General features: G+C 64.7%; 27 protein-coding genes. 8 read left to right on the plus strand and 19 right to left on the minus strand.

Annotation, left to right across the window (positions count from 1 at the left end; genetic code table 11):
- Nucleotides 1–62 precede the first annotated feature (62 nt).
- On the plus strand, nucleotides 63–785 hold the full coding sequence (locus tag CAG29_RS11955) for a 1-acylglycerol-3-phosphate O-acyltransferase (RefSeq protein WP_085577633.1): 723 nt from the start codon (nucleotides 63–65) through the stop codon (nucleotides 783–785).
- Between the two features lie 132 nt (nucleotides 786–917).
- The gene (locus CAG29_RS11960) at nucleotides 918–1,889 is read left to right on the plus strand and encodes a magnesium and cobalt transport protein CorA (protein WP_085577634.1); all 972 of its coding nucleotides are present in this window, start codon (nucleotides 918–920) and stop codon (nucleotides 1,887–1,889) included.
- Nucleotides 1,890–1,953: 64 nt separating this feature from the next.
- On the opposite strand, the gene CAG29_RS11965 is transcribed toward CAG29_RS11960, so the two are convergent.
- From CAG29_RS11965 to CAG29_RS11975, 3 genes are all read right to left on the minus strand, one after another.
- Nucleotides 1,954–2,676: an amidotransferase gene (locus CAG29_RS11965; RefSeq protein WP_085577635.1), complete on the minus strand. Its 723-nt coding sequence runs from the start codon at nucleotides 2,674–2,676 to the stop codon at nucleotides 1,954–1,956.
- A 106-nt stretch (nucleotides 2,677–2,782) separates the two neighbouring features.
- Nucleotides 2,783–4,927, minus strand: a complete 2,145-nt coding sequence (locus tag CAG29_RS11970; RefSeq protein ID WP_085694567.1) for a 3-hydroxyacyl-CoA dehydrogenase NAD-binding domain-containing protein — start codon at nucleotides 4,925–4,927, stop codon at nucleotides 2,783–2,785.
- A 26-nt stretch (nucleotides 4,928–4,953) separates the two neighbouring features.
- Nucleotides 4,954–6,159, minus strand: coding sequence for an acetyl-CoA C-acetyltransferase (locus tag CAG29_RS11975; RefSeq protein ID WP_085577637.1), 1,206 nt, complete (start codon nucleotides 6,157–6,159; stop codon nucleotides 4,954–4,956).
- 341 nt (nucleotides 6,160–6,500) lie between these two features.
- On the opposite strand from CAG29_RS11975, the gene CAG29_RS28500 reads away from it, so the two are divergent.
- Together CAG29_RS28500 and CAG29_RS11980 are read left to right on the plus strand one after the other, a co-directional pair.
- Nucleotides 6,501–6,644, plus strand: coding sequence for a hypothetical protein (locus CAG29_RS28500; RefSeq protein ID WP_170929964.1), 144 nt, complete (start codon nucleotides 6,501–6,503; stop codon nucleotides 6,642–6,644).
- Nucleotides 6,645–6,739: 95 nt separating this feature from the next.
- Nucleotides 6,740–7,561 (plus strand): cytochrome c, encoded by an 822-nt coding sequence (locus tag CAG29_RS11980; RefSeq protein WP_085694570.1) that lies wholly within the window; start codon nucleotides 6,740–6,742, stop codon nucleotides 7,559–7,561.
- Between the two features lie 109 nt (nucleotides 7,562–7,670).
- Here the strand turns inward: CAG29_RS11980 and CAG29_RS11985 are convergent, their stop codons facing one another.
- The 10 genes from CAG29_RS11985 to CAG29_RS12030 all read right to left on the minus strand — a co-directional run bounded on the left by CAG29_RS11985 (nucleotide 7,671) and on the right by CAG29_RS12030 (nucleotide 16,856).
- Nucleotides 7,671–8,474, minus strand: coding sequence for a transglutaminase family protein (locus tag CAG29_RS11985; RefSeq protein ID WP_085694572.1), 804 nt, complete (start codon nucleotides 8,472–8,474; stop codon nucleotides 7,671–7,673).
- Nucleotides 8,471–9,421 (minus strand): alpha-E domain-containing protein, encoded by a 951-nt coding sequence (locus tag CAG29_RS11990; RefSeq protein WP_085577640.1) that lies wholly within the window; start codon nucleotides 9,419–9,421, stop codon nucleotides 8,471–8,473. The genes CAG29_RS11985 and CAG29_RS11990 overlap by 4 nt, the downstream gene beginning before the upstream one ends.
- 12 nt (nucleotides 9,422–9,433) lie before the next feature.
- Nucleotides 9,434–10,843: a circularly permuted type 2 ATP-grasp protein gene (locus tag CAG29_RS11995; protein ID WP_085577641.1), complete on the minus strand. Its 1,410-nt coding sequence runs from the start codon at nucleotides 10,841–10,843 to the stop codon at nucleotides 9,434–9,436.
- A 476-nt stretch (nucleotides 10,844–11,319) separates the two neighbouring features.
- The gene (locus tag CAG29_RS12000) at nucleotides 11,320–11,667 is read right to left on the minus strand and encodes a ribonuclease E inhibitor RraB (RefSeq protein WP_085577642.1); all 348 of its coding nucleotides are present in this window, start codon (nucleotides 11,665–11,667) and stop codon (nucleotides 11,320–11,322) included.
- A gap of 196 nt (nucleotides 11,668–11,863) precedes the next feature.
- Nucleotides 11,864–12,097, minus strand: coding sequence for a hypothetical protein (locus CAG29_RS12005; RefSeq protein WP_085577643.1), 234 nt, complete (start codon nucleotides 12,095–12,097; stop codon nucleotides 11,864–11,866).
- 225 nt (nucleotides 12,098–12,322) lie between these two features.
- Entirely contained in the window at nucleotides 12,323–13,198 is an 876-nt protein-coding gene (gene speE / locus CAG29_RS12010) for a polyamine aminopropyltransferase (RefSeq protein ID WP_085577644.1), read from the minus strand.
- 317 nt (nucleotides 13,199–13,515) lie between these two features.
- Nucleotides 13,516–13,707: a PLDc N-terminal domain-containing protein gene (locus CAG29_RS12015; RefSeq protein ID WP_011062611.1), complete on the minus strand. Its 192-nt coding sequence runs from the start codon at nucleotides 13,705–13,707 to the stop codon at nucleotides 13,516–13,518.
- A 70-nt stretch (nucleotides 13,708–13,777) separates the two neighbouring features.
- The gene (locus tag CAG29_RS12020) at nucleotides 13,778–14,308 is read right to left on the minus strand and encodes a hypothetical protein (RefSeq protein ID WP_085577645.1); all 531 of its coding nucleotides are present in this window, start codon (nucleotides 14,306–14,308) and stop codon (nucleotides 13,778–13,780) included.
- A gap of 94 nt (nucleotides 14,309–14,402) precedes the next feature.
- Nucleotides 14,403–14,921, minus strand: a complete 519-nt coding sequence (locus CAG29_RS12025) for an ankyrin repeat domain-containing protein (RefSeq protein ID WP_085577646.1) — start codon at nucleotides 14,919–14,921, stop codon at nucleotides 14,403–14,405.
- A gap of 96 nt (nucleotides 14,922–15,017) precedes the next feature.
- Nucleotides 15,018–16,856 carry a long-chain-acyl-CoA synthetase gene (locus tag CAG29_RS12030; RefSeq protein WP_085577647.1) on the minus strand — a complete coding sequence of 613 codons (1,839 nt, stop codon included), beginning with the start codon at nucleotides 16,854–16,856 and terminating at the stop codon, nucleotides 15,018–15,020.
- 391 nt (nucleotides 16,857–17,247) lie between these two features.
- Between CAG29_RS12030 and CAG29_RS12035 the strand changes: the two genes are divergently transcribed.
- On the plus strand, nucleotides 17,248–17,526 hold the full coding sequence (locus CAG29_RS12035; RefSeq protein WP_085577884.1) for a DUF3509 domain-containing protein: 279 nt from the start codon (nucleotides 17,248–17,250) through the stop codon (nucleotides 17,524–17,526).
- A 70-nt stretch (nucleotides 17,527–17,596) separates the two neighbouring features.
- Here the strand turns inward: CAG29_RS12035 and mtnC are convergent, their stop codons facing one another.
- From mtnC to aroC, 5 genes are all read right to left on the minus strand, one after another.
- Entirely contained in the window at nucleotides 17,597–18,280 is a 684-nt protein-coding gene (gene mtnC / locus CAG29_RS12040) for an acireductone synthase (RefSeq protein ID WP_085577648.1), read from the minus strand.
- A gap of 4 nt (nucleotides 18,281–18,284) precedes the next feature.
- Nucleotides 18,285–18,830 carry an acireductone dioxygenase gene (locus CAG29_RS12045; protein ID WP_085638259.1) on the minus strand — a complete coding sequence of 182 codons (546 nt, stop codon included), beginning with the start codon at nucleotides 18,828–18,830 and terminating at the stop codon, nucleotides 18,285–18,287.
- Nucleotides 18,831–18,924: 94 nt separating this feature from the next.
- Nucleotides 18,925–19,545: a methylthioribulose 1-phosphate dehydratase gene (locus CAG29_RS12050; protein ID WP_085577650.1), complete on the minus strand. Its 621-nt coding sequence runs from the start codon at nucleotides 19,543–19,545 to the stop codon at nucleotides 18,925–18,927.
- Nucleotides 19,542–20,687 (minus strand): MFS transporter, encoded by a 1,146-nt coding sequence (locus CAG29_RS12055; protein WP_085577651.1) that lies wholly within the window; start codon nucleotides 20,685–20,687, stop codon nucleotides 19,542–19,544. Before CAG29_RS12055 ends, CAG29_RS12050 begins: the two co-directional genes overlap by 4 nt.
- 33 nt (nucleotides 20,688–20,720) lie before the next feature.
- Nucleotides 20,721–21,812 carry a chorismate synthase gene (aroC, locus tag CAG29_RS12060; protein WP_085577652.1) on the minus strand — a complete coding sequence of 364 codons (1,092 nt, stop codon included), beginning with the start codon at nucleotides 21,810–21,812 and terminating at the stop codon, nucleotides 20,721–20,723.
- Between the two features lie 130 nt (nucleotides 21,813–21,942).
- Between aroC and CAG29_RS12065 the strand changes: the two genes are divergently transcribed.
- On the plus strand, nucleotides 21,943–22,893 hold the full coding sequence (locus tag CAG29_RS12065) for an alpha/beta hydrolase (RefSeq protein WP_085577653.1): 951 nt from the start codon (nucleotides 21,943–21,945) through the stop codon (nucleotides 22,891–22,893).
- A 103-nt stretch (nucleotides 22,894–22,996) separates the two neighbouring features.
- Nucleotides 22,997–23,788: a hypothetical protein gene (locus CAG29_RS12070; protein ID WP_085577654.1), complete on the plus strand. Its 792-nt coding sequence runs from the start codon at nucleotides 22,997–22,999 to the stop codon at nucleotides 23,786–23,788.
- A 52-nt stretch (nucleotides 23,789–23,840) separates the two neighbouring features.
- Here CAG29_RS12070 and prmB read toward each other — a convergent pair whose 3' ends face one another.
- Entirely contained in the window at nucleotides 23,841–24,749 is a 909-nt protein-coding gene (gene prmB, locus CAG29_RS12075; protein ID WP_085694574.1) for a 50S ribosomal protein L3 N(5)-glutamine methyltransferase, read from the minus strand.
- A gap of 239 nt (nucleotides 24,750–24,988) precedes the next feature.
- On the opposite strand from prmB, the gene CAG29_RS12080 reads away from it, so the two are divergent.
- Nucleotides 24,989–25,579, plus strand: a complete 591-nt coding sequence (locus CAG29_RS12080; RefSeq protein WP_085577656.1) for a cysteine hydrolase family protein — start codon at nucleotides 24,989–24,991, stop codon at nucleotides 25,577–25,579.
- The last annotated feature ends 26 nt before the right edge of the window (nucleotides 25,580–25,605 follow it).

Here is a 25,605-nt window from a genome sequence, read left to right on the forward strand (position 1 = left end):
AATTGCCGAAAACAGTGCACATCCGTACACTGCGCCACCTTTTTGTCCCGGTGGGCGTGAAAATGCTGTTTGCGTTACGTATGTTGTTGATGGGGCTGCACTTTATTCTTGCCGGTGTGCTGGGTGTGATCCTCGGCCTGTGCCGTCCGTTCAATCCGGACAACAGCCGTCTGTGTGCCCGCCTCTATGCGCTGCCGGCCATGTGCATCCTGCGGCTGAAAATCAAGGCCGAGGTCAGCGGGTTGATGAACAAGCCTGCCAGTTGCGTGATCATCGCCAACCATCAGTCCAACTACGACCTGTTCGTGTTCGGCAACGTGGTGCCTTACCGCACCGTGTGCATCGGCAAGAAGAGCCTGAAGTGGGTGCCGCTGTTCGGCCAGCTGTTCTGGCTGGCCGGCAACGTGTTGATCGACCGTGGGAACGCACACAAGGCGCGCAAGTCGATGCTGACCACCACCCATACCCTGCAGCATGAGGACACCTCGATCTGGGTGTTTCCGGAAGGCACCCGCAACCTGGGCAAGGAACTGCTGCCGTTCAAGAAAGGCGCGTTCCAGATGGCGATCGCCGCCGGCGTGCCGATCGTTCCGGTGTGCGTCAGCAACTACATCAACCATATGCGCCTGAACCGCTGGCGCAGCGGCAACGTGCTCATCCGTTCGTTGCCGGCGATTCCTACAGCAGGACTGACGATGGACGACATGCCTCGGCTCATGGCCCAGTGCCAGGAGCAGATGCGCGAATGCATCGATGCCATGGATCGGCAGCTGCAGGCCGCCTGAAGATGAAACCCGCCCCGTGCGGGTTTTCTTTTGCCGGTGAACGATGCAGATTGCACGCACTCTGAAGCAGCCACACGGCTAAGCTGAAGCCTGAAACCCCTGTCATCTGCCAAGAAGAAGTGAATCACCACCATGGGTCGAGTTGTCGCTGCTGCGGTTTACAGTGCCGGTAAGAAAGTCACCAACATCACCCTCGACGAAGGCGCGGCCTGGGCCGCGAAAACCGGGCACTTCGTTTGGATCGGCCTGGAAGAGCCGAACGCCCAGGAGCTGGCCAACCTGCAACGCCAGTTCAACCTGCACGAACTGGCCATCGAAGACGCCCTGGAAAAGCACAGCCGACCGAAGCTGGAAACCTTCGGCGACGCGCTGTTCATCGTCACCTACTCGCCGGTGCGCCAGCACGGCATCCTGCAATTTATCGAAACCCATATCTTCGCCGGCAAGGGCTACATCATCACCGCCCGCAACGGCCACTCGGCGTCCTACGCCCACGTCCGCCAACGTTGTGAGGCGCGTCCGCTGCTGCTTGAGCACGGGGAAGATTTCGTACTGTATGCAATCCTGGATTTCGTGATCGAGAACTATCAGCCGGTGGGCGAAGCGATCCATGCCGAAATCGACGAGCTGGAGCGCAACGTGCTGTGCAGCGCCTTGAACGAACATGACATCCAGAAGCTTCACGGCCTGCGCCGGGACGTCCTGCGCCTGCGGCGTTATGCGGCGCCCATGGTGGAGATCGGCGAGGAACTGCAGAAGCTGAGCTTCCCGTTCATCGACAAGAACATGCGCCCCTACTTCCGGGATGTGCAGATCCACGTGACGCGGCAGATGGAGGATCTGACGACCCTGGCGGACATCGCCAGCCAGACCATCGAGATCGGTGTGTTGCTGGAGGCGTCACGCCAGAGCGTGGTGCAGCGCAAGTTCGCCGCGTGGGCGGCGATCCTGGCGTTCCCCACGGCGGTGGCCGGGATCTACGGGATGAACTTCCAGAACATGCCTGAGCTGAGTTGGCACTACGGCTATTTCGGCGTGCTGGGGTTCATCACCGTGGGCTGCGTGGGGCTGTGGGCGAGCTTCAAGAAGTCGGGGTGGCTGTAGGGAACCCAGGGCTGGGGCCGCTTCGCGGCCCGGTGGACGCAAACTCCCTCGCTACAGGCGCGGGTCAGGCGGTTGCCGGTTTGTGTGCCACGAAACGCATCATCCACTCCGCCACCGTGGTGCCATGGTGCTGATGCTCAAGGCTGGCCACGCCTTTGCTGTAGACCTGTTCGCCCAGGGCTTCCTGGCGCAGGTCCAGCAGCGCACGCGAATAGTCGTGAATGAATTCCGGATGGCCCTGGAAGCACAGCACCTGATCGTTGATGTGGTACGCCGCGAACGGGCAGAAATCGCTGGAGGCGATCACCGTGGCGTTCTCCGGCAGTGCAGTGACCTGGTCCTGGTGGCTGATCAAAAGCGTCAGCTCTTCACGCACCGGGTTCATCCACGGGGCCTTGGCGGCCATCTTGTAATTGTGGATGCCGACGCCCCAGCCTTGGGTGGCGCGCTCGCTCTTGCCGCCCAGCAGCAGCGCCAGCAACTGATGGCCGAAGCACACGCCCAGCAGCTTGTCGCCGCGCTCGTAGCGGGTCAGCAGGTATTGCTTGAGGGTCTGGATCCACGGGTCGGTGCCGAACGAATCGGCTTTGCTGCCGGTGACCAGGTAAGCATCGAAGGTCAGGTCATCGCTCGGATAATCGCCCTGCATCACGTTGTAGACGGTGAACTCGGCGGCGATCGGCTGCTGCGAGAACAGGCGCTGGAACATCTGCCCGTAACCCTGATACTGATCGACCAGTTCCGGACGCAGGATGTCGGTTTCCAGAATGCAGATGCGTAGCGACATAAAAAATTCCTGACACGTGATGGGAATAATGCACACCCCAGAGCCTGCCTTGAAACCACCCGGCAAGGCAAGCCCCGAAATGCGCCCGATCCCCGTCAGGACACCGTCAGAACAGTTCCCCCTTCGCCGCCTTTTCGAGCAGCAGGGCCGGTGGCGCGAAACGCTCGCCGTACTGTTCGGCCAGGTATTGCGCGCGGGCGACGAAGTCCTGCACGCCGTACTGGTTGATGAACTGCAAGGCACCGCCCGTCCACGCCGCGAAACCGATGCCGAAGACCGAGCCGACGTTGGCGTCGGCCGTGGACATCAACACGCCCTCCTCCACGCAACGGACGGTTTCCAGGGCCTGCACGAACAGCAGGCGATCACGTACGTCCTTCGGCGGAATCTGCCCGTCTGGCCTTTCGAAACGGGTCTTTAGCTCGGGCCAGAGGTGTTTCTGGCCGCCGGCCGGATAGTCATAGAAACCGCCTCCCGCGGCCTTGCCCGGCCGCTTGAATTCGTTGAGCAGCAAGTCAATCACGGCGAACGCCGGGTGCTCAATCAGCGGTTTCCCTTCCGCTTGCAGGTCTTTGGCCGTTTGCAGACGGATATGGCTCATCAGGCTGAGGGAAACTTCGTCGGAGATCGCCAGCGGCCCCACCGGCATCCCGGCCTTGCGCGCTTCGGTCTCGATCATCGGCGCGCTGACGCCTTCGCCGAGCATGGCGATGCCTTCGTTGGTGAACGTGCCGAACACCCGCGAGGTGAAGAAGCCACGGCTGTCGTTGACGACAATCGGGGTCTTCTTGATCTGCAGGACGAAGTCGAAACCACGGGCCAGGGTCTCGTCGCGGGTTTGCGCGCCCCTGATGATCTCCACCAGCGGCATCTTGTCCACAGGGCTGAAGAAATGCAGCCCGATGAACTTGCCCGGATCCGGCACCGCCGTCGCCAGGCCGGTGATCGGCAGGGTCGAGGTGTTGGACGCGATCACCGCGTCGGCGCCGACCACCTGTTGCGCGGCCGCCGATACCTTGGCCTTGAGTTCGCGGTCCTCGAACACCGCCTCGATGATCAGGTCGCAGCCATCCAGGTCGGCATCGCTTTCGGTGGGACGGATCCGCGCCAGCACCGTATCGCGCTGCTCGGCGCTCATGTGGCCGCGGGCGACTTTCTTGTCCAGCAACGCCGCCGAATGGGCCTTGCCCTTCTCGGCGGCGGCCAGGTTCACGTCCTTGAGCACCACCTCGATGCCAGCCGCCGCGCTGACGTAGGCGATCCCCGCCCCCATCATCCCGGCCCCGAGCACGCCCACCCGGCGTGTCACGTAAGGCGCATGCCCCTGCGGCCGCGAGCCGCCGGCATTGATTTCGTTGAGCTGGAACCAGAACGTGCCGATCAGGTTCTTCGCGACCTGGCCGGTGGTCAGTTCGGTGAAGTAGCGGGTCTCGATCAGGTGCGCCGTGTCGAAATCCACCTGCGCGCCTTCCACCGCCGCGCAGAGGATCTTCTCCGGGGCAGGCAAGGTGCCTTGGGTTTTCGCGCGCAGGATCGACGGGGCGATGGCCAGCATCTGCGCGACCTTCGGGTTCGACGGCGTGCCGCCGGGGATCTGGTAGCCCTTCACGTCCCAACGCTGCACCGCGTTCGGGTTGGCCAGGATCCAGGCCCGGGACTTGGCCAGCAGTTCGTCGCGGTCGGCCGCCAGTTCGTCGACCAGGCCGGCCTGCAAGGCTTGCTGCGGGCGGACTTTCTTGCCTTCAAGCAGATATGGCAGCGCCTTTTCCAGGCCGAGCATGCGCACCATGCGCACCACCCCGCCGCCGCCCGGCAACAGGCCCAAGGTCACTTCGGGCAGACCGAGCTGCACCGACGCGTCGTCCAGCGCCACCCGGTGATGGCAGGCCAGGCAGATTTCCCAGCCGCCCCCCAGCGCCGCGCCGTTGATGGCGGCGACCACCGGTTTGCCGAGGGTCTCCAGGGTGCGCAACTGGCCCTTGAGGGTCAGCACCATGTCGTAGAAGGCCCGGGCTTCGGGCTTGCCGACTTTGATCAGCTCGTTGAGGTCGCCGCCGGCGAAGAAGGTCTTCTTGGCGGAGGTGACGATGACGCCGGCGATCGTGTCCTTTTCCGCCGCCAGGCGGGCGACGCAATCGGCCATGGCCTCGCGGTACACCGCGTTCATGGTGTTGGCGCTCTGGCCCGGCATGTCGATGGTCAGGGTGACGATGTTGTCCTGGCCCAGTTCGTAACGGATGGCTTGGTTCATGGGGGTGGATTCCTTGAAGTCCGGGCTCAGAGGCGTTCGATGATGGTGGCGATGCCCATGCCGCCGCCGACGCACAGCGTCGCCAGGCCATAGCGCAGGCGCCGGGCTTCCAGTTCATCGAGCAGGGTGCCGAGGATCGCGCAGCCGGTGGCGCCCAACGGATGGCCCATGGCGATGGAGCCGCCGTTGACGTTGACCTTGTCCGGGTCGACGGCCATGTCCTTGATGAACTTCAGCACCACGGAAGCGAAGGCTTCGTTGACTTCGAACAGGTCGATGTCCTCGACCCGCAGCCCGGCCTTGGCCAGTGCCTTGCGGGTGGCCGGCGCGGGGCCGGTGAGCATGATGGTCGGGTCGGTGCTGGTGACCGCCGTGGCGACGATCCGCGCCCGGGGCGTGAGGCCCAGCGCCTTGCCGCGGGCTTCGGAGCCGATCAGCATCAGCGCCGCGCCATCGACGATGCCGGAGCTGTTGCCCGGCGTGTGCACATGGTTGATCCGCTCGACATGGCTGTAGACCCGCAGCGCCGTCGCGTCGAAGCCCATCTGGCCGATCATTTCGAAGCTCGGCTTGAGCTTGCCCAGGCCTTCGAGGGTGGACTCGGCGCGGATGAATTCATCGTGATCCAGCAGGACGATGCCGTTCTGGTCCTGCACCGGCACCAGGGATTTGCTGAACGATCCGTCGGCCCGCGCCCGCGCGGCCTTTTGCTGCGAATGCAAAGCGTAGGCGTCGACGTCCTGGCGGCTGAACCCCTCAAGGGTGGCGATCAGGTCGGCGCCCACGCCCTGCGGCGTGAAATGGCTGTGCAGGTTGGTCTGCGGATCCAGTGCCCAGGCACCGCCGTCGCTGCCCATCGGCACCCGCGACATGGATTCGACGCCGCCGACCACCACCAACTCTTCGAACCCCGAGCGCACCTTCATGGCCCCGAGGTTCACCGCCTCCAGGCCCGAGGCGCAGAAGCGGTTGATCTGCACGCCCGCCACACTGATGTCCCAGTCGGCCACCTGCACGGCGGTCTTGGCGATGTCCGAGCCTTGATCGCCGATGGGCGTGACGCAACCGAGCACCACGTCATCGACCTGGCTGGTGTCCAGCGCCGTGCGCTGCTGCAGTGCGGTGAGCAGCCCGGCCACCAGGTTCACCGGCTTGACGCTGTGCAGCGATCCATCGGCCTTGCCCTTGCCGCGGGGCGTGCGTAACGCGTCGAAAATCAAAGCTTGGGTCATGACGTCTCGAACCTGTGCGGTGAGTGAATTTCGTGCGCTCACTGTTGGCTCGCGCCGCCCCGGATTCAATGACCGCAGCGCTCAATGGCGTTGACGCGCACGCTCAGACGGACGGTCATCCCCGGCCAGGTTAACCGGTTCAGGCCACCGAGCTGTCTAGCAAAAGGGCGGCAAAGAAGCTGGCAATGGGCCTCATGCCGTTTTTATCGCGACTGGCAGCAAATCCATACGAAATGGATCTAAGCCAAGCGTGACGCGGGCCCTAATGTGAACAAGTACGTCGTTGTCGTCGGGTTTTGCCGAGGCACCCGTTCGTTACAGGAAGTGCAACGCTTGCCGTCATGGAGATCAGGCAAGCCTCAGGAAATAACAAAAAAGGCGGTCAAGCCATGTTCAAACAACCGAAAGTTCGTCAAGCGGGGCTCATTCTTTTTGCCACGACGCTGTTGTTGATTCTGCCCAACCTGACCAAGGTGCTCGGCTGACTCAAGCGGCAGGTTTCGCTCATCGCCACTTATCCTGTGACTGGCCCGCTATCCGGGCCAGCGTGGCTGTGCCACTCTTTGCGCACTTCCACGACATGGACGGCGATCATTTGAAAGCGCTCACACTGTTCGGGGCCCTGCTGCTGAGCACGCCCCTCTACGCCGCACAGCTGAACCTGGAGCTGGGCGCGAACGGCCGCACCTGGCAGACCGAGGAACTGCTCAAGCATCCTCAGGTGCAGACCCTCACGATCAAGAACGATGTTTCCTACAAGCGCGACATGACCTACCGCGCCGTGCCGGTGGCTGCTCTGTTGACGGGCATCCAGCCGGGCGACCACCTGCAAGCGGTGGCGCTGGACGGCTTCGCCGCGGAACTGGCCGCCGCGCCGTTGCTCCAGACCCAAGGCGCACGGGCCTGGCTGGCCATCGAGGATCCGGCGCAGCCGTGGCCGCCACTGTCGGAAGGCAAGCCCAGCGCCGGGCCGTTCTATCTGGTTTGGACCGACCCCGAGGCCGGCCACATCAGCCCCGAGCAGTGGCCGTTCGAAGTCGCCAGCATCAAGCGCATGGCGCCGGTGGCCGAGCGCTTCCCCGCCCTGCTGCCGGATCCCGCGCTGAAGGCCGATGACCCGGTGAACAAGGGCTTCGCGCTGTTCCAGAAGAACTGCCTGGCCTGCCACCGCCTTAACGGTGCCGGGGATGCGCAGTTCGGGCCGGACCTGAACATTCCGTACAACCCGACCGAGTACTTCGGTGCGGACTTCCTCAAGCGCTACATTCGCGACCCGCAGAGCCTGCGCCAATGGCCGCAGGCGAAGATGCCGGGTTTCTCCGCCCAGGTGCTGCCGGACGCGGAGCTGCAGAACCTGGTGGGCTACCTCAAGCACATGGCCGGACGCAAAGTTAAGCCCTGAGACCACACCATCCCTGTAGGAGCGAGCCTGCTCGCGAAGCGATCCGTCAGCCACTGCAAAGGTGGCCGATCCGCCTTCGCGAGCAGGCTCGCTCCTACAGGGGGCCTCATCACTGTTGCTGGACGGAGATCACCGGCGTCGGCGCCACCACCACCTTGGCGTGCATCTGCTCGTACCCGCCGCCCCGGCGCATGCCGCGCACCGGGCAGGCGTCGAGGTAGTCCAGGCCCACCGCCAGCTTCAGGTGACGCTCCGGACGGGCCAGCCGGTTGGTCACGTCGAAGCTGTACCAGGCGTCATCCAGCCAGGCCTCGGCCCAGGCGTGGCTGGCCAGGTGCTCGCAGTCCTCGCTGTACAGGTAACCCGACACATAACGCGCCGGCACCCCCAGGCTGCGCGCGCAGGCGAGAAACGCGTGGGTGTGGTCCTGACAGACGCCGGTCCGTGCCGCGAACGCCTCGGCGGCGCAGGTGTCGACTTCGGTCGAGCCCGGCAGGTAGGCCATGTGCTGGTTCAGGCCGTGCATCAGGTCGATCAGCGCGGTGCGGTCGCGGCGCTGCTTGCAGGCTTGGCCGGCGAATGCGCGCAACGCTTCGTCGGCCTCGGTCAGGCGGGTGAAGCGCAGGAACGGCAACGCCGACTGGCTCTCGTGTTCCGCCTCGCGCCGTTCGTCGATGTCCACTACCCCCCGGGCGCCGATGACGATCGCTTCGTGGGGTTCGTCGAGGGTCAGCACATGCAGGATGTTGCCGAACGGATCGAGCTGCGCGCGCACCGGGCGCGGCATGTTCAGTTGCCAGTTCAGCACTTGCTGGCGCTCGCTGTCGTGCGGGGTCAGGCGCAGGTACTGAATGCTCGCCCGCACCTGATCGTCGTAGTGATAGGTGGTCTCGTGGCTGACGGAAAGTCTCATGCGGCCTCCAGGTAGGAACTGTGAATGGCGTTGCCCAACTGGCGCACCAGCGGGATGAATTCGGTGAGCCAGGCGTGCAGGCCCTCCTCGAGGATTTCGTGGATGCCGGTGTAGCGCAGGCGGGCGTCCATTTCCGCCGCCAGCCGTTGCGCCGGCCGGCCGTTGGCCCCCGGCAACTGGGCGAGGATCTGGTCGATCTCCTCGGTGCAGGCCCGCAGCGAACGCGGCACGTCGGCGCGCAACAGCAAAAGCTCGGCGACATGCCGGGCGCCGGGCGCATCGCGGTAGATTTCGGTGTAGGCCTCGAACGACGACAAGGCCCGCAGCAGCGCGCTCCACTGGTAATAGGCGTGCGCGGTGCCGTCGCTGACCGCTTCGGCCTGGTCGCCGGCCATCTCGTAGCGGGCGTCGAGCAGGCGCAGGGTGTTGTCCGCCCGTTCGATGAACGTGCCCAGGCGGATGAAGCGGAACGCGTCGTTGCGCATGATGGTGCCGTAGGAGGCGCCGCGGAACAGGTGCGAGCGCTCCTTGATCCATTCGCAGAACCGGCTCATGCCGTAGCGGCTCAGGCCCTGGTCGGCGATCCCGCGGATCTCAAGCCACGTGGCGTTGATGTTTTCCCACATGTCGGCGGTGATCCGCCCGCGCACCGCATGGGCGCTGGCCCGGGCCGCGCCGAGGCAGCTGTAGATGCTGGCCGGGTTGGCCGCATCGAGGGCGAAGAAGTGCAGCAGCCGCTCGGCGTGCAGCTCGCCGTGGCGCTCCAGGTAGTCGTCCAAGGTGCCGGTGATCATCAGCGGCATGGCGAGTTCGTGCAGGCCGTCGCCGCGGCCGTCCTGCGGCATCAGCGACAGCGAATAGCTGACGTCGAGCATCCGCGCGAGGTTTTCCGCACGCTCCAGGTAACGCGACATCCAGTACAGATCCGAGGCAGTTCTACTTAACATGGCAGGTTTCCTTCAATCCTCGACCACCCAGGTGTCCTTGGTGCCGCCGCCCTGGGAGGAATTCACCACCAGGGAGCCTTCACGCAGGGCGACACGGGTCAGGCCACCGGGCACCACCCGGGTTTCCCGGCCGGACAGCACGAACGGGCGCAGGTCGATGTGGCGCGGCGCGATGCCGTTCTCGACAAAGGTCGGACAAGTCGACAGCGACAGCGTCGGCTGCGCGATGTATGCATGCGGCCTGGCCTTGATCCGCTCGCGGAACGCGTCGATCTCCGCGCCCGTCGCCGCCGGCCCCACCAGCATGCCGTAGCCGCCGGAGCCCTGGGTCTCCTTGACCACCAGATCCGGCAGATGGGCCAGCACGTGGGACAGTTCCGACGGATTGCGGCATTGCCACGTCGGCACGTTCTTGAGGATCGGCTCCTCGTCGAGGTAGAAGCGGATCATTTCGGTGACGTACGGATACACCGACTTGTCGTCGGCCACGCCGGTGCCGATCGCATTGGCGAGCACCACGTTGCCGGAGCGGTACGACGACAGCAGCCCCGGCACGCCCAGCATCGAGTCCGGGCGGAACGCCAGCGGGTCGAGGAAGGCGTCGTCGAGACGGCGGTAGATCACGTCCACGGCCTTCGGGCCGTCGGTGGTGCGCATGTAGACCTTGTCGTCGCGCACGAAAAGATCCGCGCCCTCCACCAGCTCGACGCCCATTTCCCGGGCGAGGAACGCATGCTCGAAAAACGCGCTGTTGAACCGCCCCGGCGTCAGTACCACTACGCTCGGGTCGTCCAGGGGGCTGGAGCTCTTGAGCGTGTCGAGCAACAGGTTCGGGTAATGGTCGATGGGGGCGATGCGCTGGGCGGCGAACAGTTCGGGGAACAGGCGCATCATCATCTTGCGGTCTTCGAGCATGTAGCTCACGCCGCTGGGGGTGCGCAGGTTGTCCTCCAGCACGTAGTAGGTGCCGTCGCCGTCGCGCACCAGGTCGACGCCGGAGATGTGCGAATAGATGTCGCGGTGCAGGTCCAGCCCCTGCATCGCCAACTGGTACTGCTCGTTGGCCAGCACCTGCTCGGCGGGAATGATCCCGGCCTTGATGATGCGCTGGCCGTGGTAGAGGTCGGCGAGGAACAGGTTCAGCGCCTTGACCCGCTGGATGCAGCCGCGCTCGACGGTCCGCCATTCGCTGGCGGGGATGCTGCGCGGAATGGTGTCGAAGGGGATCAGGCGCTCGGTGCCCTGCTCGTCCCCGTAGAGGGTGAAGGTGATGCCGGCACGGTGGAACAGCAGATCGGCCTCGCGTCGCCGCTGGGCCAGCAGTTCGTCGGGCGTCTCGGCCAGCCAGCGGGCGAATTCCCGGTAATGCGGGCGGACCTGGCCGCCGGCATCGTACATCTCGTCAAAACTGGTGCGGTTCATGCCGTACTCCTTGTCGCTCCGGACATCCGAACCTTCGCAAGGCCCGTGCCATCGGCAGAAACGCTTTGATTTCAATCGGTTGGATAATCGCGCCGCGAACACCGCACCATTGCTGTGCGACAAACGCCCCTACCCGATCGCCCCCGCTCCATGGCGACGCAACGCCGTCGCCTATCACCAGCATAGTCAGAGTTGATTTCACTGCCCGGGAGCGGCTGCGGATAATCCGCGCATCCGCTGCACGAGTTCCCCCGCCAAGTGTGCAGCCCAACCGATCGATGGCCGCGACCGCAGCCCGCCCAGCCGTAACCCTGACCGGTTCCCTCTCCTTCCGGTCTTCCCTTTGAGCCACCTTCGACGGTGGCTTTTTTTTGCCTCGGATTCTTGTTTCAGGGTTTTGCCACGGCGTTTCCGGGCTCCGGAAACGACAACGGCCGACCCGAAGGTCAGCCGTTGCCCGACGCTCTTGCGAAAGATCAGTGCAGGCGCCGCCGGTTGCGCAGCTCGTGCTTCACACCCCAGCCTTCGATGACGCCGCCCAACGGCTCCACCACGGCGGAGAAACGCTGCTCGAAATCGCCGATGCCACCGTAGGTCGCGTGCATGACCTTGCTCAGTTCCAGGTACCACGCGCCGTCGTCGCGCACGCTGACCTGGGCATTGAAGGATTCACCGCGAAAATGACCTGCCGCCCTGCGCGCCCGCTCCTCGTTCGGGAAAATGGCGTAGAACTCGATGGGATGGATCCTGGAGAAATCGAAACCGCCTTCTTTCATGCGGCGCAGCACGTTGCTGCTGATGTCTTCTTGATAGGCTGTGCTCATGAAACGTCCCCCTCTGACAGATGGATAGACTTTCCGTATTCCCTGCACTCAAGCGTTGCGGCAACCGGGTTGCCCACGGGAAACAAGCATGGAGCTGACAAGACCAGACCTTAGCGATCCGTTCGCTGATCTCGCCTGCAGATTAGCCCCATGACAGACCCGCTGCCAAGGCCTGGCGGTCAGCTGTCAGAAAGATTCAGACTAGGGTGATGCTGCGGATTTCGATGCTGTGCTGAGCCTTGAGGCTCTTGACGCCGGCATCGGCGGTGCGCCCCTCCAGATCGTTCAGATCCAGCTCGGCGGCCACGGGAAGGAATCGTTCCTTGATGAGACGGGCGGCGTGCTCGTGGCTCGGGCACTCCTCGCACTCGAAGACTTCGTCGACGGTTTCGCCATGATCATCCACGAAAGTGACTTTCCACTTTGACATCGGAGCCTCCTCGGTCAAGCCCGCAAATGGGCCTACACCTATCTCGACTTTTAGCCGATTTGATCGTTCCCGAGGATTGTCGCCGACGCAGATGAAAAACCTTTCATGCGGGGGCCGGTAGGCGGCGCCTTGGCGGGCGCCATCGCCAGCAGGCTGGCTCCTACAGGTTCGGAGGGCGGTCTGGCATGCGCAAGCGGCGGTGCGGCCCGCCGCTTGCGCACAGGCTCAGTCGTTGGCCGGCTTGTTCACCGCCTGCAGCACGTATTGCGGCAGGGCGAAGGCGCCGATGTGGATTTCCGGGTTGTAGTAGCGGGTGACGATGCCGCTGCCGATGAAGCGCTGCTGCAGGGTCTCGCGGCTCAGCTTGCGGTAGGCCGGGTCGGTCGAACCCCAGGCGAAGGTCATCGAGCCGCCGATGTAGGTCGGCACGGCCGCCTGATAGAAGTGCCAGTCCGGGAACAGGCTGCGCAGGCGGCCGGCGGTGGTCTTCACTTCGTCGATCTGCATGAACGGCGTGCCGTTCTGGGTCACGAGGATGCCGCCCTCGTTCAGGCAACGGTGGCAGGCCTGGTAGAAATTTTCCGAGAACAGCACCTCGCCCGGGCCGATCGGGTCGGTGGAGTCGGAAATGATCACGTCGAACTTCTCGGTGGTGGTGGCGACGAAACGCATGCCGTCGTCGATCACCAGGTTCAGGCGCGGGTCATCGTAGGCGCCCTTGGAGTGGTTCGGCAAAAATTCCTTGCACATGTCAACCACGGTGCCGTCGATCTCGACCATGGTGATGTGCTCGACGCTGGCGTGCTTGGTCACTTCGCGCAGCATGCCGCCGTCGCCGCCGCCGATGATCAGCACGCGCTTGGCGGTGCCGTGGGCGAGGATCGGCACGTGGGTGAGCATCTCGTGGTAGATGAACTCATCCGCCTCGGTGGTCTGGATCACGCCGTCCAGCGCCATCACCCGGCCCATGCGCGGGTTCTGGAAGATCACCAGGTGCTGATGTTCGGTGCGCACTTCGTGCAGCATTTTTTCCATGCGAAAACGCTGGCCGTAGCCTTCGTAGAGGGTTTCCAGGTACTCGCTGGTCTTGGTGGTGCTCATGGGACGTGCTCCGGTGAATGCTGGGGCGACGGTCGCAGTGACGACTGCCCGGGAAAGGCGCGCATTCTACGTTGCGCAAGATGACAGGTCGAACCCCGGTTCATCGGCCGGGCGCGATCCTTGCGCGAGAGACGGCATCGATCCGGCCGGGCGGCGCCCCGGCTGACGCCATCGCCAGCAGGCTGGCTCCCACCGGGATCGCGGTCGAATGCCGAATCTGCGGTCACTGCAGTCCATTGTGGGAGCCAGCCTGCTGGCGATGGCGTCCGCCCAGGCACTTGAGGGCCGGATCAGTCAAACGCTCCCGCAGGTTCGGGTCAAAGCCGCACATTGCCCCTGGGGCCCGCGATCGCCCAGATGATCAGGCCCAGCACCGGCAGGAGGATGATCAGCAGCACCCAGAGGATCTTCATCCCGGTCTCGGCGCCGCTTTTCAGCACATTGATGATCGCCCAGATGTCCAGGGCAAGGATGATCAGCCCGACCAGGCCGTTGAACGTGGAACCCATGGCGTCGCTCCGAAGTGGTGGCATGCACCCTTAGGATAGACGGCGCCGGCCGGGGTTCCTTTTTATTGCCTCAGACGTGCACCGCGACCTTCAGGGCCTCCAGCGCCGGCGCGGCGGCGATGCCGGTTTCGGCGCACAGTTCCAGCACCCGCGGCACGTCGTTGCCGTACACCAGCACCACTTGCAGTTCGTCATCGAGCAGCTGGCTGAAGTTCATCAGCGTGTAGCCGCCGTTTTCCTTGTTCAGGCTGCTCATCTGGATCTGGATGCGGTTGAGCGCGGTCAGGGCTTCGGTCTTGGCCAGTTGCTTGGGCTTGAGGTTGAATTCCACGCCGGGGCCGAACGACGCGACGATCTGCGCGAACAGGTCCGCATAGGTGTCGGCCTGGAACAGCACGGTGTCCGGCAGGCTGCCGACCACCACCCACTCGCCCAGGGGGATCGGGAAGGTGTCGTCGTAGTTGATGTCGGTGTTGGCGGCCAGGAAGGCGTCAGCATCGGCGTAGGCCTGCGCCGCTTCATCGGCGACCTTCAGGATTTCGTCCTCGGCCATGCAGCCGGAGCTGATTTTGCTGATGAGTTCGGCGAGTGCGGCTTTCATGGGGGGCGGATCCTGTGGCGAAGGTTTTTCGAGGGCGCGCAGGATAGCGCATTCTCGCCTGCGCCACAGGCCCGGTTCCGACCTGAGGCCGGTTTCAGCCCAGAAGCTTTTCCAGCAGCGCCGTGGTGTCGGCCGCGCCCATGGTGCGGGCCGCGTCGAGGGCGGTGACGCCGTTGGCGTCCTTGGCTTTCGGGTCGGCGCCCTTGCCGATCAGGTACTCGACGATTTCCACCCGGTTGAACATGGCCGCCATCATCAGCGCCGTACGGCCGTCGAACGAGGCGCCGTCGATGTCGGCGCCGCCGTCGACCAAGGCCTTGACCACCGCCAGGTCACCCTTGAACGCCGCGCCGGCGATCGGGCTCTGACCGTTGCCGTTGCGTTGCTCCGGGTCGGCCTTGTGCTTGAGCAGCACCTGCACCGCGTCCAGGTGCCCGTAATAGCTGGCCAGCATCAGCAGCGTGTCGCCCTTGCCGTTGCGCAGGTTCACCGGCAGCCCCGCGCCGATCAGCCGGTCGAGCATCACCGCGTCGCCCTCGCGGGCCTTGTTGAACACCTGCTCGGTGAAGGCGGCGGCCTCTTCCGGGGTCATCTGGCGGTTTTGGTCGGACATGGGAAACTCCACTTTCGGTCGATCGGAATGGCGACAGTTTCCCGAGCCGAACGATAGCTGTCACCCTCTTTTTTCCAAGCCAGCCAATAGCCAAACTCAATAACGGTATTTCCCGGCGCCGATGTCGGCCAATACCTGCCCGCTGACCTGCACATACGTCTGGCTGCCGGGCAGCCACGCGTACACCGGATCGTCCCCCGTCAGGCCCGGGTCGAAGCCCTCGCTCTTGAGGCGGGTCTTCTGGTACTTGAACGTGCCGGTGGTTTCCATCTTCACCTTCACCCGCAAGAACAGCGGCACCGCATAGGCCGGCATGCGCTGGCGGGCGAAGGCCAGCAGTTCGGCGAAATCCAGGGTGGCCAGCGATTCGGCCGGGGTGATCGCCGCCATGCCGGCACGGCCGTTGGTGTTGGGGATCTCCACGCCGTAGGCCACCGCCTCGGAAATGTTCGGGTGCTGCAGCAGCAGGTTCTCCACCTCGGTGGTCGAGACGTTCTCGCCCTTCCAGCGGTAGGTGTCGCCGAGCCGGTCGACGAACTGCGCATGGCCGAAACCGATGTTGCGCAGCAGGTCGCCGGTGTTGAAGAAGCGGTCGCCGCGGGCGAACACATCCTGCAGCACCACCTTGGCGGTCTTCTGCGGGTCGGTGTAGCCGTCCAGCGGCGCCTTGTCGTCGATCCGCGCCAGCAGCAGGCCCTGCTCGCCCTTGCCGACCTTGCGCATGAAGCCGTCGCCGCCGCGCACCGGCTGGCCGCTGTCGTGATCGTAGGCGACCAGCTCCCAGGCCATCAGCGAGAACCCGATGGTGTTGTCGAAATTGAGGATGTTGCTGAAGCCGATGTTGCCGTCGCTCGCCGCGTACAGTTCGCAGATGTGCTCCACCGCGAACCGAGTCTTGAACTCGGCCCAGGCACCTGGGCGCAGACCGTTGCCGATCATCTTGCGCACCTCGTGGCGGCCGTCGTCGGCGCTGGCCGGCTGGTCCACCAGATAGCGGCACAGCTCGCCGACGTAGCCGATGGTGGTCGCCCGGTAGCGGCGTACGTCCCCCCAGAACTGGCTGGCGCTGAACTTGCGGCGGATGGCGAAGCCCGAGGCGCCGTTGACCGCCGACCCCCAGCACACGCACAGGCCGGTGGCGTGGTACAGCGGCAAGGTGCAGTAGACGACGTCGTCGGGGCCCATGTTCAGGGCGATCATGCCGAAGCTGGCCGAGCTGCGCATCCAGCGGCCGTGCTTGAACACCCCGGCCTTGGGCAGGCCGGTGGTGCCGGAGGTGTAGATATAGAAGCACGGGTCGTCGAAATGGATGTCGCGGCTGCTGGCCGGGTTGTCGCTGCAGGCATCGGCGCTGGCGCTGATGAGGTTGACGTAGCCGTCGGGCGCGATGCCCGGATGGCGGGAGGTGTCCTGGTCGGCCACGAACCAGGTGCGCGGCGCAGGGATCGACACCTGTTCGCGCACCGCCGCATAGGCCGGCAACAGTTCCGCGCCGACGACGATCGCCACCGGCGCCACCAGGTTCACGCTGTGGATCAGCGTGTCGCGGGTCTGGGAGGTGTTGAGCAGCGCGCTGACGGCGCCCACCTTGGCCAGCGCCAGAATGGTCACCAGCAGCTCCGGACGGTTCTCGATGAACACCGCCACCACGTCGCCCTTGCCGATGCCCTGCCCGATCAGGTAGTGGGCGATGCGGTTGGCCCAGCGGTTGGTCTGGGCATAACTGAGCACGACGTCGCCGCACAGCAGCGCGGGGCCGTCGGGGTTGCGCAGGGCCGCTTGCTCGAACGTCCAGCCCAAGCCACACGTCTGGGTCGGATCCTTGACGTTGGCCGCCTTCATGCCCTTCACCACCCGCGGGAGGGCTTTGGCGATGGCCGGCAGTTTGCGGAGCATCATGCTCCAGGTGATCGTGTCGCTTGGCGCGTGACTCATGGCAGCTCCCGTTCGGCCTTGGCGTGCAGGCCGGCTTTTTTATTGTCGGGCAATCCTGTGCGGCGACCGGCGCTTGGGCAGCGAGGGCCGAGACCGAAAATACGTCAGCGCTTCTCGGGCTGTACACGCGGTTTTTGCAATGTTTTGTATCCGTCGTCCGCCCCGGCCGGGACGCGATCACGGTGGCGGCGCAAAGGTTCCTTCCCATCGGTCGCGATCCCGCAAAATGCAGGATGCACGATGGCCATTCATGCAGATTGCACGACAACCGAATCACAGATATTTTTTAAGTTATTGATTTATAAGTAATTTTACAAAAAAGAAATGCTGGCACAATCGCTGCAACCCTCTGTGCATGCTTGCCATTCATGTGCATACGGAGCTGAACGACATGAGCCTGATCCAAGAAAAATTCTCCTCCCTGTTCTCCCAGTACAACGTCACCACCCAGGCACGCCCCGACGGCGGCATCCTGCTGACGCTGCGCGATGGTGAAGGCAAAGTGTTCAAACGGGCGCTCACGTATCAGCAACTGCACAACGGCGACCAACTGTCGTGGGCGATCAGCGCGATCCGCCGCGACCTGGCCGAACAGGCCAGCGAACTTCCGCAGATCTCCATGCTGCAGAGCCAGCAGCGCTTTGCCCTGCCGACGTATCACTCGCTGTAACCCGACCGCATAAGCAAACAGGCCGTGAAGGTTCGCTTCACGGCCTGTTTGCTTATGCGCGGACTAAAGGTCAGAACGCTTCCGGTTCGATGCCGGTGAAGCTGTCGACGGTCACGTGCCCTTCCAGTTCGCCGCCGTCGCGGGCCAGGCCGCAGGTCTTGAGGCCGGCGGCCTGGGCGGCATCGAGTTCCTGGACGATGTCCGACAGGAACAGGATCTGCTCCGGCCGGGCGCCAATGGCCTGTTGAATGTTGCGGTAGGACTGTTCTTCACGCTTGGGCCCCGACGTGGTGTCGAAGTAGCCGTCGAACAGCGGCGTCAGATCCCCCGCCTCCGAGCAGCCGAAGATCAGTTTCTGCGCCTGGATCGAGCCGGAGGAATAAACGAACAGTTGATGGCCCGCCTGATGCCAGCGCTTGAGCGCCTCGACGGCATCCGGATAGACATGGCCCTTCAGTTGCCCGGCCTGATAGCCCTGCTCCCAGACCATGCCCTGCAACGCCTTGAGCGGCGTGGCCTTGCGGTCTTCGGCGATCCAGCCCAGCAGGATCGCGATGGCGCGCTCGACATCGGCCTGCGGCTCGCCGCTGTCACGGCGCACGGCGTCGAGCTGTTCGGCGACGTCCGCCCGTGCGGCGTTGCGCCGGACGAAATCCGGCAAATGTTCGGCCGCATACGGGAACAGCACGTCGAACACGAAGCTCACCGCGCTGGTGGTGCCTTCGATGTCGGTGAGGATGACTTTGATCGACATCGGCTCAGTCCTCCAGGCGCGGGAAGCGGCCGGCGATGTCTTCGCCGGTGAAGTTGGCGACCCACCCTTCGGGGTTGTTGAACAGGCGGATCGCGACGAAATGCGGGTGCTCGCCCATGTCGAACCAGTGTTTGGTGCCGGCGGGCACCGAGATCAGGTCGTTCTTTTCGCACAGCACCGCGTACACGTAGTCGTCGATGTGCAGGGTGAACAAGCCTCGGCCGGCGACGAAGAAACGCACTTCGTCCTCGCCGTGGCGGTGCTCGTCAAGGAACTTGGCGCGCAGTTCGGCCTTCTGCGGGTGGTCGCTGTTGAGGCTGACCACATCGACGGTGATGTAACCGCGTTCGGTCATCAGTTTGTCGATCTGCTCGCGGTAGGCGCCGATGACTTCGTCCTGGCTGGCGCCGGGCTCGATCTTCGTGGCGGCCTGCCAGCGGTCGAAGCGCACGCCCTGCTCGGCCAGGGTCGCGGCGATGTCTTCGAAATGGGTCAGCACCTTGTTCGGAATCTCAGGGCTGGAAACGTGGTAGACGGACAGGCTGCTCATGGGGCAATTCCTCGGTTTCGGCCACGCCGTCCGGCTTGTGGACACCGGTGGGCGCAGCGCTGCATCAGGCGGTCGGCGACGTCGGCGTCTGCCGTTAACGGTTCAATACGCTGCGGGTCTTGAGCTCGCATTCAAACAGGAATTCGAAGGCCTCGATCTGGCGCAGCGCGTCGCTCATCTGCGCGCCCCAGGTGTAGAGGCCGTGGCCGCGGATCAGATACCCGACGCAGTCGGGGTGGGCGTCCAGCCAAGGCTGCACCTTGGCGGCCAGGCGTGCAATGTCCTGGTCGTTATCGAAGATCGGCACCCGCACCCGGGACTCGTGGGTCGAAACGCCGCTGAAGGCCTTCTGCAGTTCGTAGTCTTCGAAATCGATGAAGTCGCCCGGCGTCAGGCGCGACAGCACCGTAGCGTTGACCGAATGGGTGTGCAGCACCGCGCCGACTTCGGGGCGCCAGGTGTAGAGCTGGGTGTGCAGCAAGGTTTCGGCGGACGGTTTCTTGCCCGGCTCCAGGCTATTGCCGGAAAGGTCGGTGGCGAGCACGTCGTCCTGGCCCAGTTGGCCCTTGTGCTTGCCGGACACGGTCAGCAACGCCTCGCTCGGCGACAGGCGCACCGAGTAGTTGCTGCTGGTGGCCGGCGACCAGCCGCGGCCATAAAGGAAGCGCCCGGCGTCGATGATCTGCTGGGCGAGCTGTTCACGGGTAAGGCTCATGGCCTGTCCTCTTGCATGCGAGTGGCAATGATAACGGCAGCGGCGAACGCTGCGAGGCTTGCGATACTAAAGGTCAATGTCGCGCCGAGGGCGTTCCAGCTGTACCCGGCGTACAACGCGCCGAGCGCGCCGCCGGTGCCGGCCAGCGCCGCGTACAGCGCCTGGCCCTGGCCTTGCTGGCGGGCGCCGAAGCTACGTTGCACGAATTGGATGGCAGCGGCGTGAAAGCTGCCGAACGTGGCGGCGTGCAGCACCTGGGCGAACAGCAGCGCCCCGAGGAATTCGGCGAACGAACCCAAGAGCAGCCAGCGCAGCGCCGCCAGCAGGAAACTGGCCATCAGCACTCGACGCAGGGAGAAGCGCGCCAGGATCCGGCTCATGGCCATGAACATCAGCACCTCGGCGACCACGCCCAGCGCCCACAGCATGCCGATCACGCCGCGGCTGTAGCCCAGGCGTTCCAGGTGCAGGGTCAGGAACGTGTAGTACGGCCCGTGGCTCATCTGCATCAGCGCCACGCACGCGTAGAACGCCAGCACGCCGGGGCGGCGCAATTGCTTGAGAAAGCCCTCCCCCGTCGGCCGGTCGCCCTGGGCGGGCTGCGCGTTCGGCACCCACAGGCTGCTGAGGACGATGCCCGCCATGATCAGCACCAACGCCGCCGGATAGATGTCCAGGCTCAGCCATTCGAACAGCCGGCCCAGCGCGACCACGGTGATGATGAAGCCGATGGAGCCCCACAGGCGGATCTGGCTGTAGCGGGAGGTCTGGCCTTGCAGGTGCGCCAGGGTGATGACCTCGAACTGCGGCAGCACCGCGTGCCAGAAGAACGCGTGCAGCGCCATGACCATCGCCAGCCACGCGTAGCTCTTGCTGACGAAGATCAGCGAGAACGTCAGCAGCGTGCACACCGCGCCGAAGCGCACGATGGCCAGGCGCCTGCCGGTGTGGTCGCCCAGCCAGCCCCAGAGGTTCGGCGCCACGCAACGCATCAGCATCGGGATCGCCACCAGCTCGCCGATGCGTGCGGCGCTGAACCCCAGATGATCGAAGTACAGCGCCAGGAACGGCGCCGTCGAGCCGAGCAAGGCGAAATAGAACAGATAGAAACTGGACAGCCGCCAGTACGGGAGCGCCGCCATGCCGTCAGGCCACGGCGGCTGTCAGGCGGCCCATCAGAGCTGGCCCAGCACCGGGGTGCTCACCTTCACGTCGGCGTTCTGCCCGCGGTGGCGCAGCAGGTGGTCCATCAGCACGATGGCCATCATCGCCTCGGCGATCGGCGTGGCTCGGATGCCGACGCACGGGTCGTGGCGGCCCTTGGTGATCACGTCCACCGGGTTGCCGTGGATGTCGATGGAGCGGCCCGGCGTGGTGATGCTGGACGTCGGCTTGAGCGCCAGGTGCGCCACGATCGGCTGGCCGGAGGAGATGCCGCCCAGGATGCCGCCGGCGTTGTTGCTCAGGAAGCCTTCCGGGGTCAGCTCGTCGCGGTGCTCGGTGCCGCGCTGGGCCACGCAGGCGAACCCGGCGCCGATCTCCACACCCTTCACCGCGTTGATGCTCATCAGCGCGTGGGCCAGTTCGGCGTCGAGGCGGTCGAAGATCGGCTCGCCCAGGCCCGGCATCACGCCTTCGGCCACGACGGTGATCTTGGCGCCGACCGAATCCTGGTCGCGACGCAGCTGGTCCATGTAGGCCTCCAGCTCAGGCACCTTGTCCGGATCCGGGCTGAAGAAGGCGTTCTGCTCCACCGAGTCCCAGGTCTTGAACGGGATTTCGATCGGGCCGAGCTGGCTCATGTAGCCGCGCACGACGATGCCCTGGCTGGCCAGGTACTTCTTGGCGATGGCGCCAGCGGCCACGCGCATCGCGGTTTCCCGCGCCGAGCTGCGGCCGCCGCCGCGGTAGTCGCGCTCGCCGTACTTGTGGTGGTAGGTGTAGTCGGCGTGGGCCGGGCGGAACAGGTCCTTGATCGCCGAGTAGTCCTTGGACTTCTGGTCGGTGTTGCGGATCAGCAGGCCGATGGCGCAACCGGTGGTGCGGCCCTCGAACACGCCGGACAGGATCTCGACCTCGTCGGCCTCCTGGCGCTGGGTGGTGTGGCGGCTGGTGCCCGGCTTGCGCCGGTCGAGGTCGCGCTGCAGGTCGTCCAGGGAGATCTCCAGGCCCGGCGGGCAGCCGTCGACAATGGCGACCAACGCCGGTCCATGGCTCTCGCCTGCGGTGGTGACAGTGAACAGCTTGCCGTAGGTATTGCCGGACATGCAGGACGCTCCGTGAAATCGAACCCAAATTCGTGATGCGCGCCAGTATACGCAGGCTAACCGACTAGTTCATCCTCGAACCTTACGGGTGATGCCGAGTCCAACCGGCACCTTTGCAAATGATGGCGTGATGATGCTGCGAGTTTTGATCTTGAGCCTGACCCTTCTGACCGGCTTTGCCCAGGCGACCGTCCTGCAACGCCCGGTCACTTTGACCACCGACAGCGGCGAACTTTTCGGCTCGCTGTTGCTGCCAAAGTCCGACAAGCCTGTGCCCGTCGTCTTGATCCTTTCTGGCTCGGGGCCTACGGACCGTGACGGAAACAACCCCGACGGCGGGCGCAACGACAGCCTCAAGCGGCTGGCGTGGGTGCTGGCCAAGCACAATGTCGCCAGCGTCCGGTTCGACAAGCGCGGCGTGGCCGCGAGCCTGGCGGCCACGCCGGACGAGCGCAACCTGACCGTGGAGGCCTACGTTTCAGATGCCGTGGCCTGGGGCCGCCAGCTCAAGGCTGACCCGCGCTTCGGCCCGTTGATCCTGCTCGGCCACAGCGAAGGCGCGCTGATCGCCAGCCTCGCTGCGCCGAAAGTCGATGCGGCGGCGGTGATTTCCCTGTCCGGCAGCGCCCGCCCCATCGATCAGGTGCTGCGCCAGCAACTGGCCCGCAGCCTGCCGCCGGCCTTGATGCTGCGCAGCAACGAACTGCTCGACAGCCTCAAGGCCGGTCACACCGACGACCGCGTGCCGGCGCCGTTGCAGGTGATTTTCCGGCCGAGCGTACAGCCCTACCTGATTTCCCTGTTCCGCCAGGATCCGGCGGCGGCCTTCGCGGCGCTGAAGATGCCGGCGCTGATCGTCCAGGGCAGCCACGACATCCAGGTGCAGGTCGATGACGCCCGTCTGCTCAAGGCCGCCAAACCGGATGCGCAACTGGCGCTGATCGAAGGCATGAACCATGTGCTGCGCATCGTTCCCAACGACGTGAAGCGGCAATTGGCCTCCTACAAGGACCCGAATCTGCCGCTGGCGGCCGAGCTCGGCGCGCGGCTGCTCGAATTCATTGACGGGCTTCGCACCTGATTAAGCGGCGTTTGCCCTCCAGTCCTCGGAAAAACGGCCGATAAGCGTTTGTCGCCCGCGTATCGGCTGGCGGCAAGCAGCGCTTGGACAGGATCTCGCCGTTATGACTGAAACCCAGACTTCACCCGACACCACCGCTGAAAAAGACGCACCGCCAGCGGTCGAGCTGCCATGGGCGGATGTCCACGTCGAGCACCACAAGATGCTCCGCCTGGCCCCCCAGCAGACCGACCGGAACACCGGCGCAAGGCCGCTGCGCTTTGTCGAGTTCGGTTACGCCGAACGCCACGGCAAGGACAAGAGCCTGATGCGCATGGCCATCAAGCTGCCCGGCCAGCGCGTGCGCAAGGAACAGAACCATCTGGACGTGTGGGTCGACCACACGGCCAAACGCGTGCATTTCGGCCCGGACACCGGCCTGCAGATCGAGCCGGTGAACCGCGGCATCGGCCGCTTCATGGCCGCCCAGGGCATTACGTGGGCGAAAAAGCGCTGGCCCGGCTACACCGTCGACGGCACCGACCTGAACAACAAGGACGCGCTGAACGAAGACACCCGCCTGCGCCGCGACCATTTCCTGCGCGGACACGGCTTTGAAGTGGCCTACGCCGACGCCCAGCACCTCAAGGGCAGCGTCAAGGACGTCGAGGTCGGCGACCTGCGCGGCGACTGGAACACGGAAAAGCTGCAGATCGTCGAGATTCTGGAGGCCGCGCAGATGCTGCAGCAGGCCGAGCAGAACCTGGCCGAGCAGGAAGTCAAACTGAAGAAACAGGAAGAAAAGGTCAGCAAGTTCAAGCGCGAAGACGCCGGGCTGCGCTTCACCATCACGTGCCTGGTGGCGTTCGCGGTGTTCCAGGCCGGCCTGCTGATCTGGATCGCCACCCACCGCTGACAGGTGTCGTGGCGAGGGCACTCACGCCCCCGCCACACGCTGCGCCGTCAGGTCAGACGCGCGAAGCGAACAGCGCCTGATGGGCGCGGCACTGTTCGGCGGTGAGCATGAACACACCGTGCCCGCCGCGCTCGAACTCCAGCCAGGCGAAATCGACTTCCGGGTACAGCGCCTCGACGTGCACCTGGCTGTTGCCCACCTCGACGATCAGCAAGCCTTTCTCGGTCAGATGGTCCGCCGACTCGGCGAGCATCCGCCGCACCAGATTCAGGCCGTCATCACCGCAGGCCAGGCCCAGTTCCGGTTCGTGCTGGTACTCGTCCGGCATGTCAGCGAAATCTTCCGCGTCGACGTAGGGCGGATTCGACACGATCAGGTCGAAGCGTTGCCCCGGCAGACCGTCGAAGCCGTCGCCCTGCACCGTGTACACGCGCTCTTCGACGCCATGGCGCTCGATGTTCTGGTTCGCCACCTCCAACGCCTCGAACGACAGGTCCGCCAGCACCACTTCGGCGTCCTGGAACTCGTAGGCGCAGGCGATGCCGATGCAGCCGGAACCGGTGCACAGGTCGAGGATCCGCGCAGGCGTGTTGCCGATCCACGGCGCGAAGCGGTTTTCGATCAGCTCGCCGATCGGCGAACGCGGGATCAGCACCCGGGAATCGACGATGAACGACAGCCCGCAGAACCAGGCCTCGCCCAGCAGGTAGGCGGTCGGGATGCGCTCGACGATGCGGCGCTTGAGCAGATGCTGAAGATGGACCAGCTCATCGTCTTCAAGTGCGCAGTCGAGGTAGCTGTCGGCGATTTCCCACGGCAGGTGCAGCGCACCCAACACCAGTTGCCGGGCTTCGTCCCAGGCGTTGTCGGTGCCATGGCCGAAAAACAGATCCTCCCCATGGAAGCGGCTGACGGCCCAACGGATATGGTCACGCAGGGTACGAAGTCGGGAAGTGATCACGGGGCAGAACTCCAGAAAAAACGACTGGCGATTCTACCAGCCAAAACGCGCCACGACGACGCAGGAAAAACTCTGGCTCATCGGTAGGACTTTTCTATTTTTCACGCCAGCTATTGAACAGAACGTGTCACTTGACAAGGCTGCAGCCCAGTAACGACGGTGCCTACGATGGTAGCGATTCACAGAACCGCTCAGCCAGAGGACAATGTCGCAAAAGCCCCCTCCCAAGGAGCCCCAGAATGTCCGTTCCAAAAACGATGTTTCAACTCAGCGGCCGCGGTTACGCAGCGGCCACGTTGAGCCATGCCACCGTGGTCATCATCGATGCCCAGAAGGAATACCTCAGCGGCCCGCTGGCCCTGAGCGGCATGGACGCGGCTGTCGCGAACATCAAGCAACTGGTCGCCGCCGCCCGTGCGGCCGGTCGTCCGATCGTGCATGTGCGCCACCTCGGCACCGTCGGCGGCCTGTTCGACCCGCAGGGCGAACGCGGCGAGTTCATCCCCGGCCTGGAACCCCAGGGCGATGAGACCATCATCGGCAAACTGCTGCCGAGCGCCTTCCACGGCACCGAACTCTACGACCGCCTGCAGACCCTCGGTTCGCTGGACCTGATCGTCTGCGGTTTCATGAGCCACTCCAGCGTCAGCACCACCGTGCGCGCGGCGAAGAACCTGGGCTTCCGCTGCACCCTGGTCGAAGACGCCTGCGCCACCCGCGACCTGCCGTTCAAGGGTCGCGTGCTCAGCGCCGAACAGGTGCAGGAGGCGGAAATGGCGATCATGGCCGACAACTTCGCCACCCTCGCGCTGACCCAGGATCTGATCTGAAAACCCCTTCGGTGAGCGGCCCGCCG

It is taken from the genome of Pseudomonas sp. B7(2017) (assembly GCF_002112745.1).
Taxonomy (GTDB): Bacteria; Pseudomonadota; Gammaproteobacteria; order Pseudomonadales; family Pseudomonadaceae; genus Aquipseudomonas; species Aquipseudomonas ekonensis.

Bases quoted from the DNA above. Each gene is read 5' to 3' on its own strand.
- CAG29_RS11955 (WP_085577633.1), top strand. From the start codon at position 63: ATGCTGTTTGCGTTACGTATGTTGTTGATGGGGCTGCACTTTATTCTT.
- CAG29_RS11960 (WP_085577634.1), top strand. From the start codon at position 918: ATGGGTCGAGTTGTCGCTGCTGCGGTTTACAGTGCCGGTAAGAAAGTC.
- CAG29_RS11965 (WP_085577635.1), bottom strand. From the start codon at position 2,676: ATGTCGCTACGCATCTGCATTCTGGAAACCGACATCCTGCGTCCGGAA.
- CAG29_RS11970 (WP_085694567.1), bottom strand. From the start codon at position 4,927: ATGAACCAAGCCATCCGTTACGAACTGGGCCAGGACAACATCGTCACC.
- CAG29_RS11975 (WP_085577637.1), bottom strand. From the start codon at position 6,159: ATGACCCAAGCTTTGATTTTCGACGCGTTACGCACGCCCCGCGGCAAG.
- CAG29_RS28500 (WP_170929964.1), top strand. From the start codon at position 6,501: ATGGAGATCAGGCAAGCCTCAGGAAATAACAAAAAAGGCGGTCAAGCC.
- CAG29_RS11980 (WP_085694570.1), top strand. From the start codon at position 6,740: ATGGACGGCGATCATTTGAAAGCGCTCACACTGTTCGGGGCCCTGCTG.
- CAG29_RS11985 (WP_085694572.1), bottom strand. From the start codon at position 8,474: ATGAGACTTTCCGTCAGCCACGAGACCACCTATCACTACGACGATCAG.
- CAG29_RS11990 (WP_085577640.1), bottom strand. From the start codon at position 9,421: ATGTTAAGTAGAACTGCCTCGGATCTGTACTGGATGTCGCGTTACCTG.
- CAG29_RS11995 (WP_085577641.1), bottom strand. From the start codon at position 10,843: ATGAACCGCACCAGTTTTGACGAGATGTACGATGCCGGCGGCCAGGTC.
- CAG29_RS12000 (WP_085577642.1), bottom strand. From the start codon at position 11,667: ATGAGCACAGCCTATCAAGAAGACATCAGCAGCAACGTGCTGCGCCGC.
- CAG29_RS12005 (WP_085577643.1), bottom strand. From the start codon at position 12,097: ATGTCAAAGTGGAAAGTCACTTTCGTGGATGATCATGGCGAAACCGTC.
- speE (WP_085577644.1), bottom strand. From the start codon at position 13,198: ATGAGCACCACCAAGACCAGCGAGTACCTGGAAACCCTCTACGAAGGC.
- CAG29_RS12015 (WP_011062611.1), bottom strand. From the start codon at position 13,707: ATGGGTTCCACGTTCAACGGCCTGGTCGGGCTGATCATCCTTGCCCTG.
- CAG29_RS12020 (WP_085577645.1), bottom strand. From the start codon at position 14,308: ATGAAAGCCGCACTCGCCGAACTCATCAGCAAAATCAGCTCCGGCTGC.
- CAG29_RS12025 (WP_085577646.1), bottom strand. From the start codon at position 14,921: ATGTCCGACCAAAACCGCCAGATGACCCCGGAAGAGGCCGCCGCCTTC.
- CAG29_RS12030 (WP_085577647.1), bottom strand. From the start codon at position 16,856: ATGAGTCACGCGCCAAGCGACACGATCACCTGGAGCATGATGCTCCGC.
- CAG29_RS12035 (WP_085577884.1), top strand. From the start codon at position 17,248: ATGAGCCTGATCCAAGAAAAATTCTCCTCCCTGTTCTCCCAGTACAAC.
- mtnC (WP_085577648.1), bottom strand. From the start codon at position 18,280: ATGTCGATCAAAGTCATCCTCACCGACATCGAAGGCACCACCAGCGCG.
- CAG29_RS12045 (WP_085638259.1), bottom strand. From the start codon at position 18,830: ATGAGCAGCCTGTCCGTCTACCACGTTTCCAGCCCTGAGATTCCGAAC.
- CAG29_RS12050 (WP_085577650.1), bottom strand. From the start codon at position 19,545: ATGAGCCTTACCCGTGAACAGCTCGCCCAGCAGATCATCGACGCCGGG.
- CAG29_RS12055 (WP_085577651.1), bottom strand. From the start codon at position 20,687: ATGGCGGCGCTCCCGTACTGGCGGCTGTCCAGTTTCTATCTGTTCTAT.
- aroC (WP_085577652.1), bottom strand. From the start codon at position 21,812: ATGTCCGGCAATACCTACGGCAAGCTGTTCACTGTCACCACCGCAGGC.
- CAG29_RS12065 (WP_085577653.1), top strand. From the start codon at position 21,943: ATGATGCTGCGAGTTTTGATCTTGAGCCTGACCCTTCTGACCGGCTTT.
- CAG29_RS12070 (WP_085577654.1), top strand. From the start codon at position 22,997: ATGACTGAAACCCAGACTTCACCCGACACCACCGCTGAAAAAGACGCA.
- CAG29_RS12080 (WP_085577656.1), top strand. From the start codon at position 24,989: ATGTCCGTTCCAAAAACGATGTTTCAACTCAGCGGCCGCGGTTACGCA.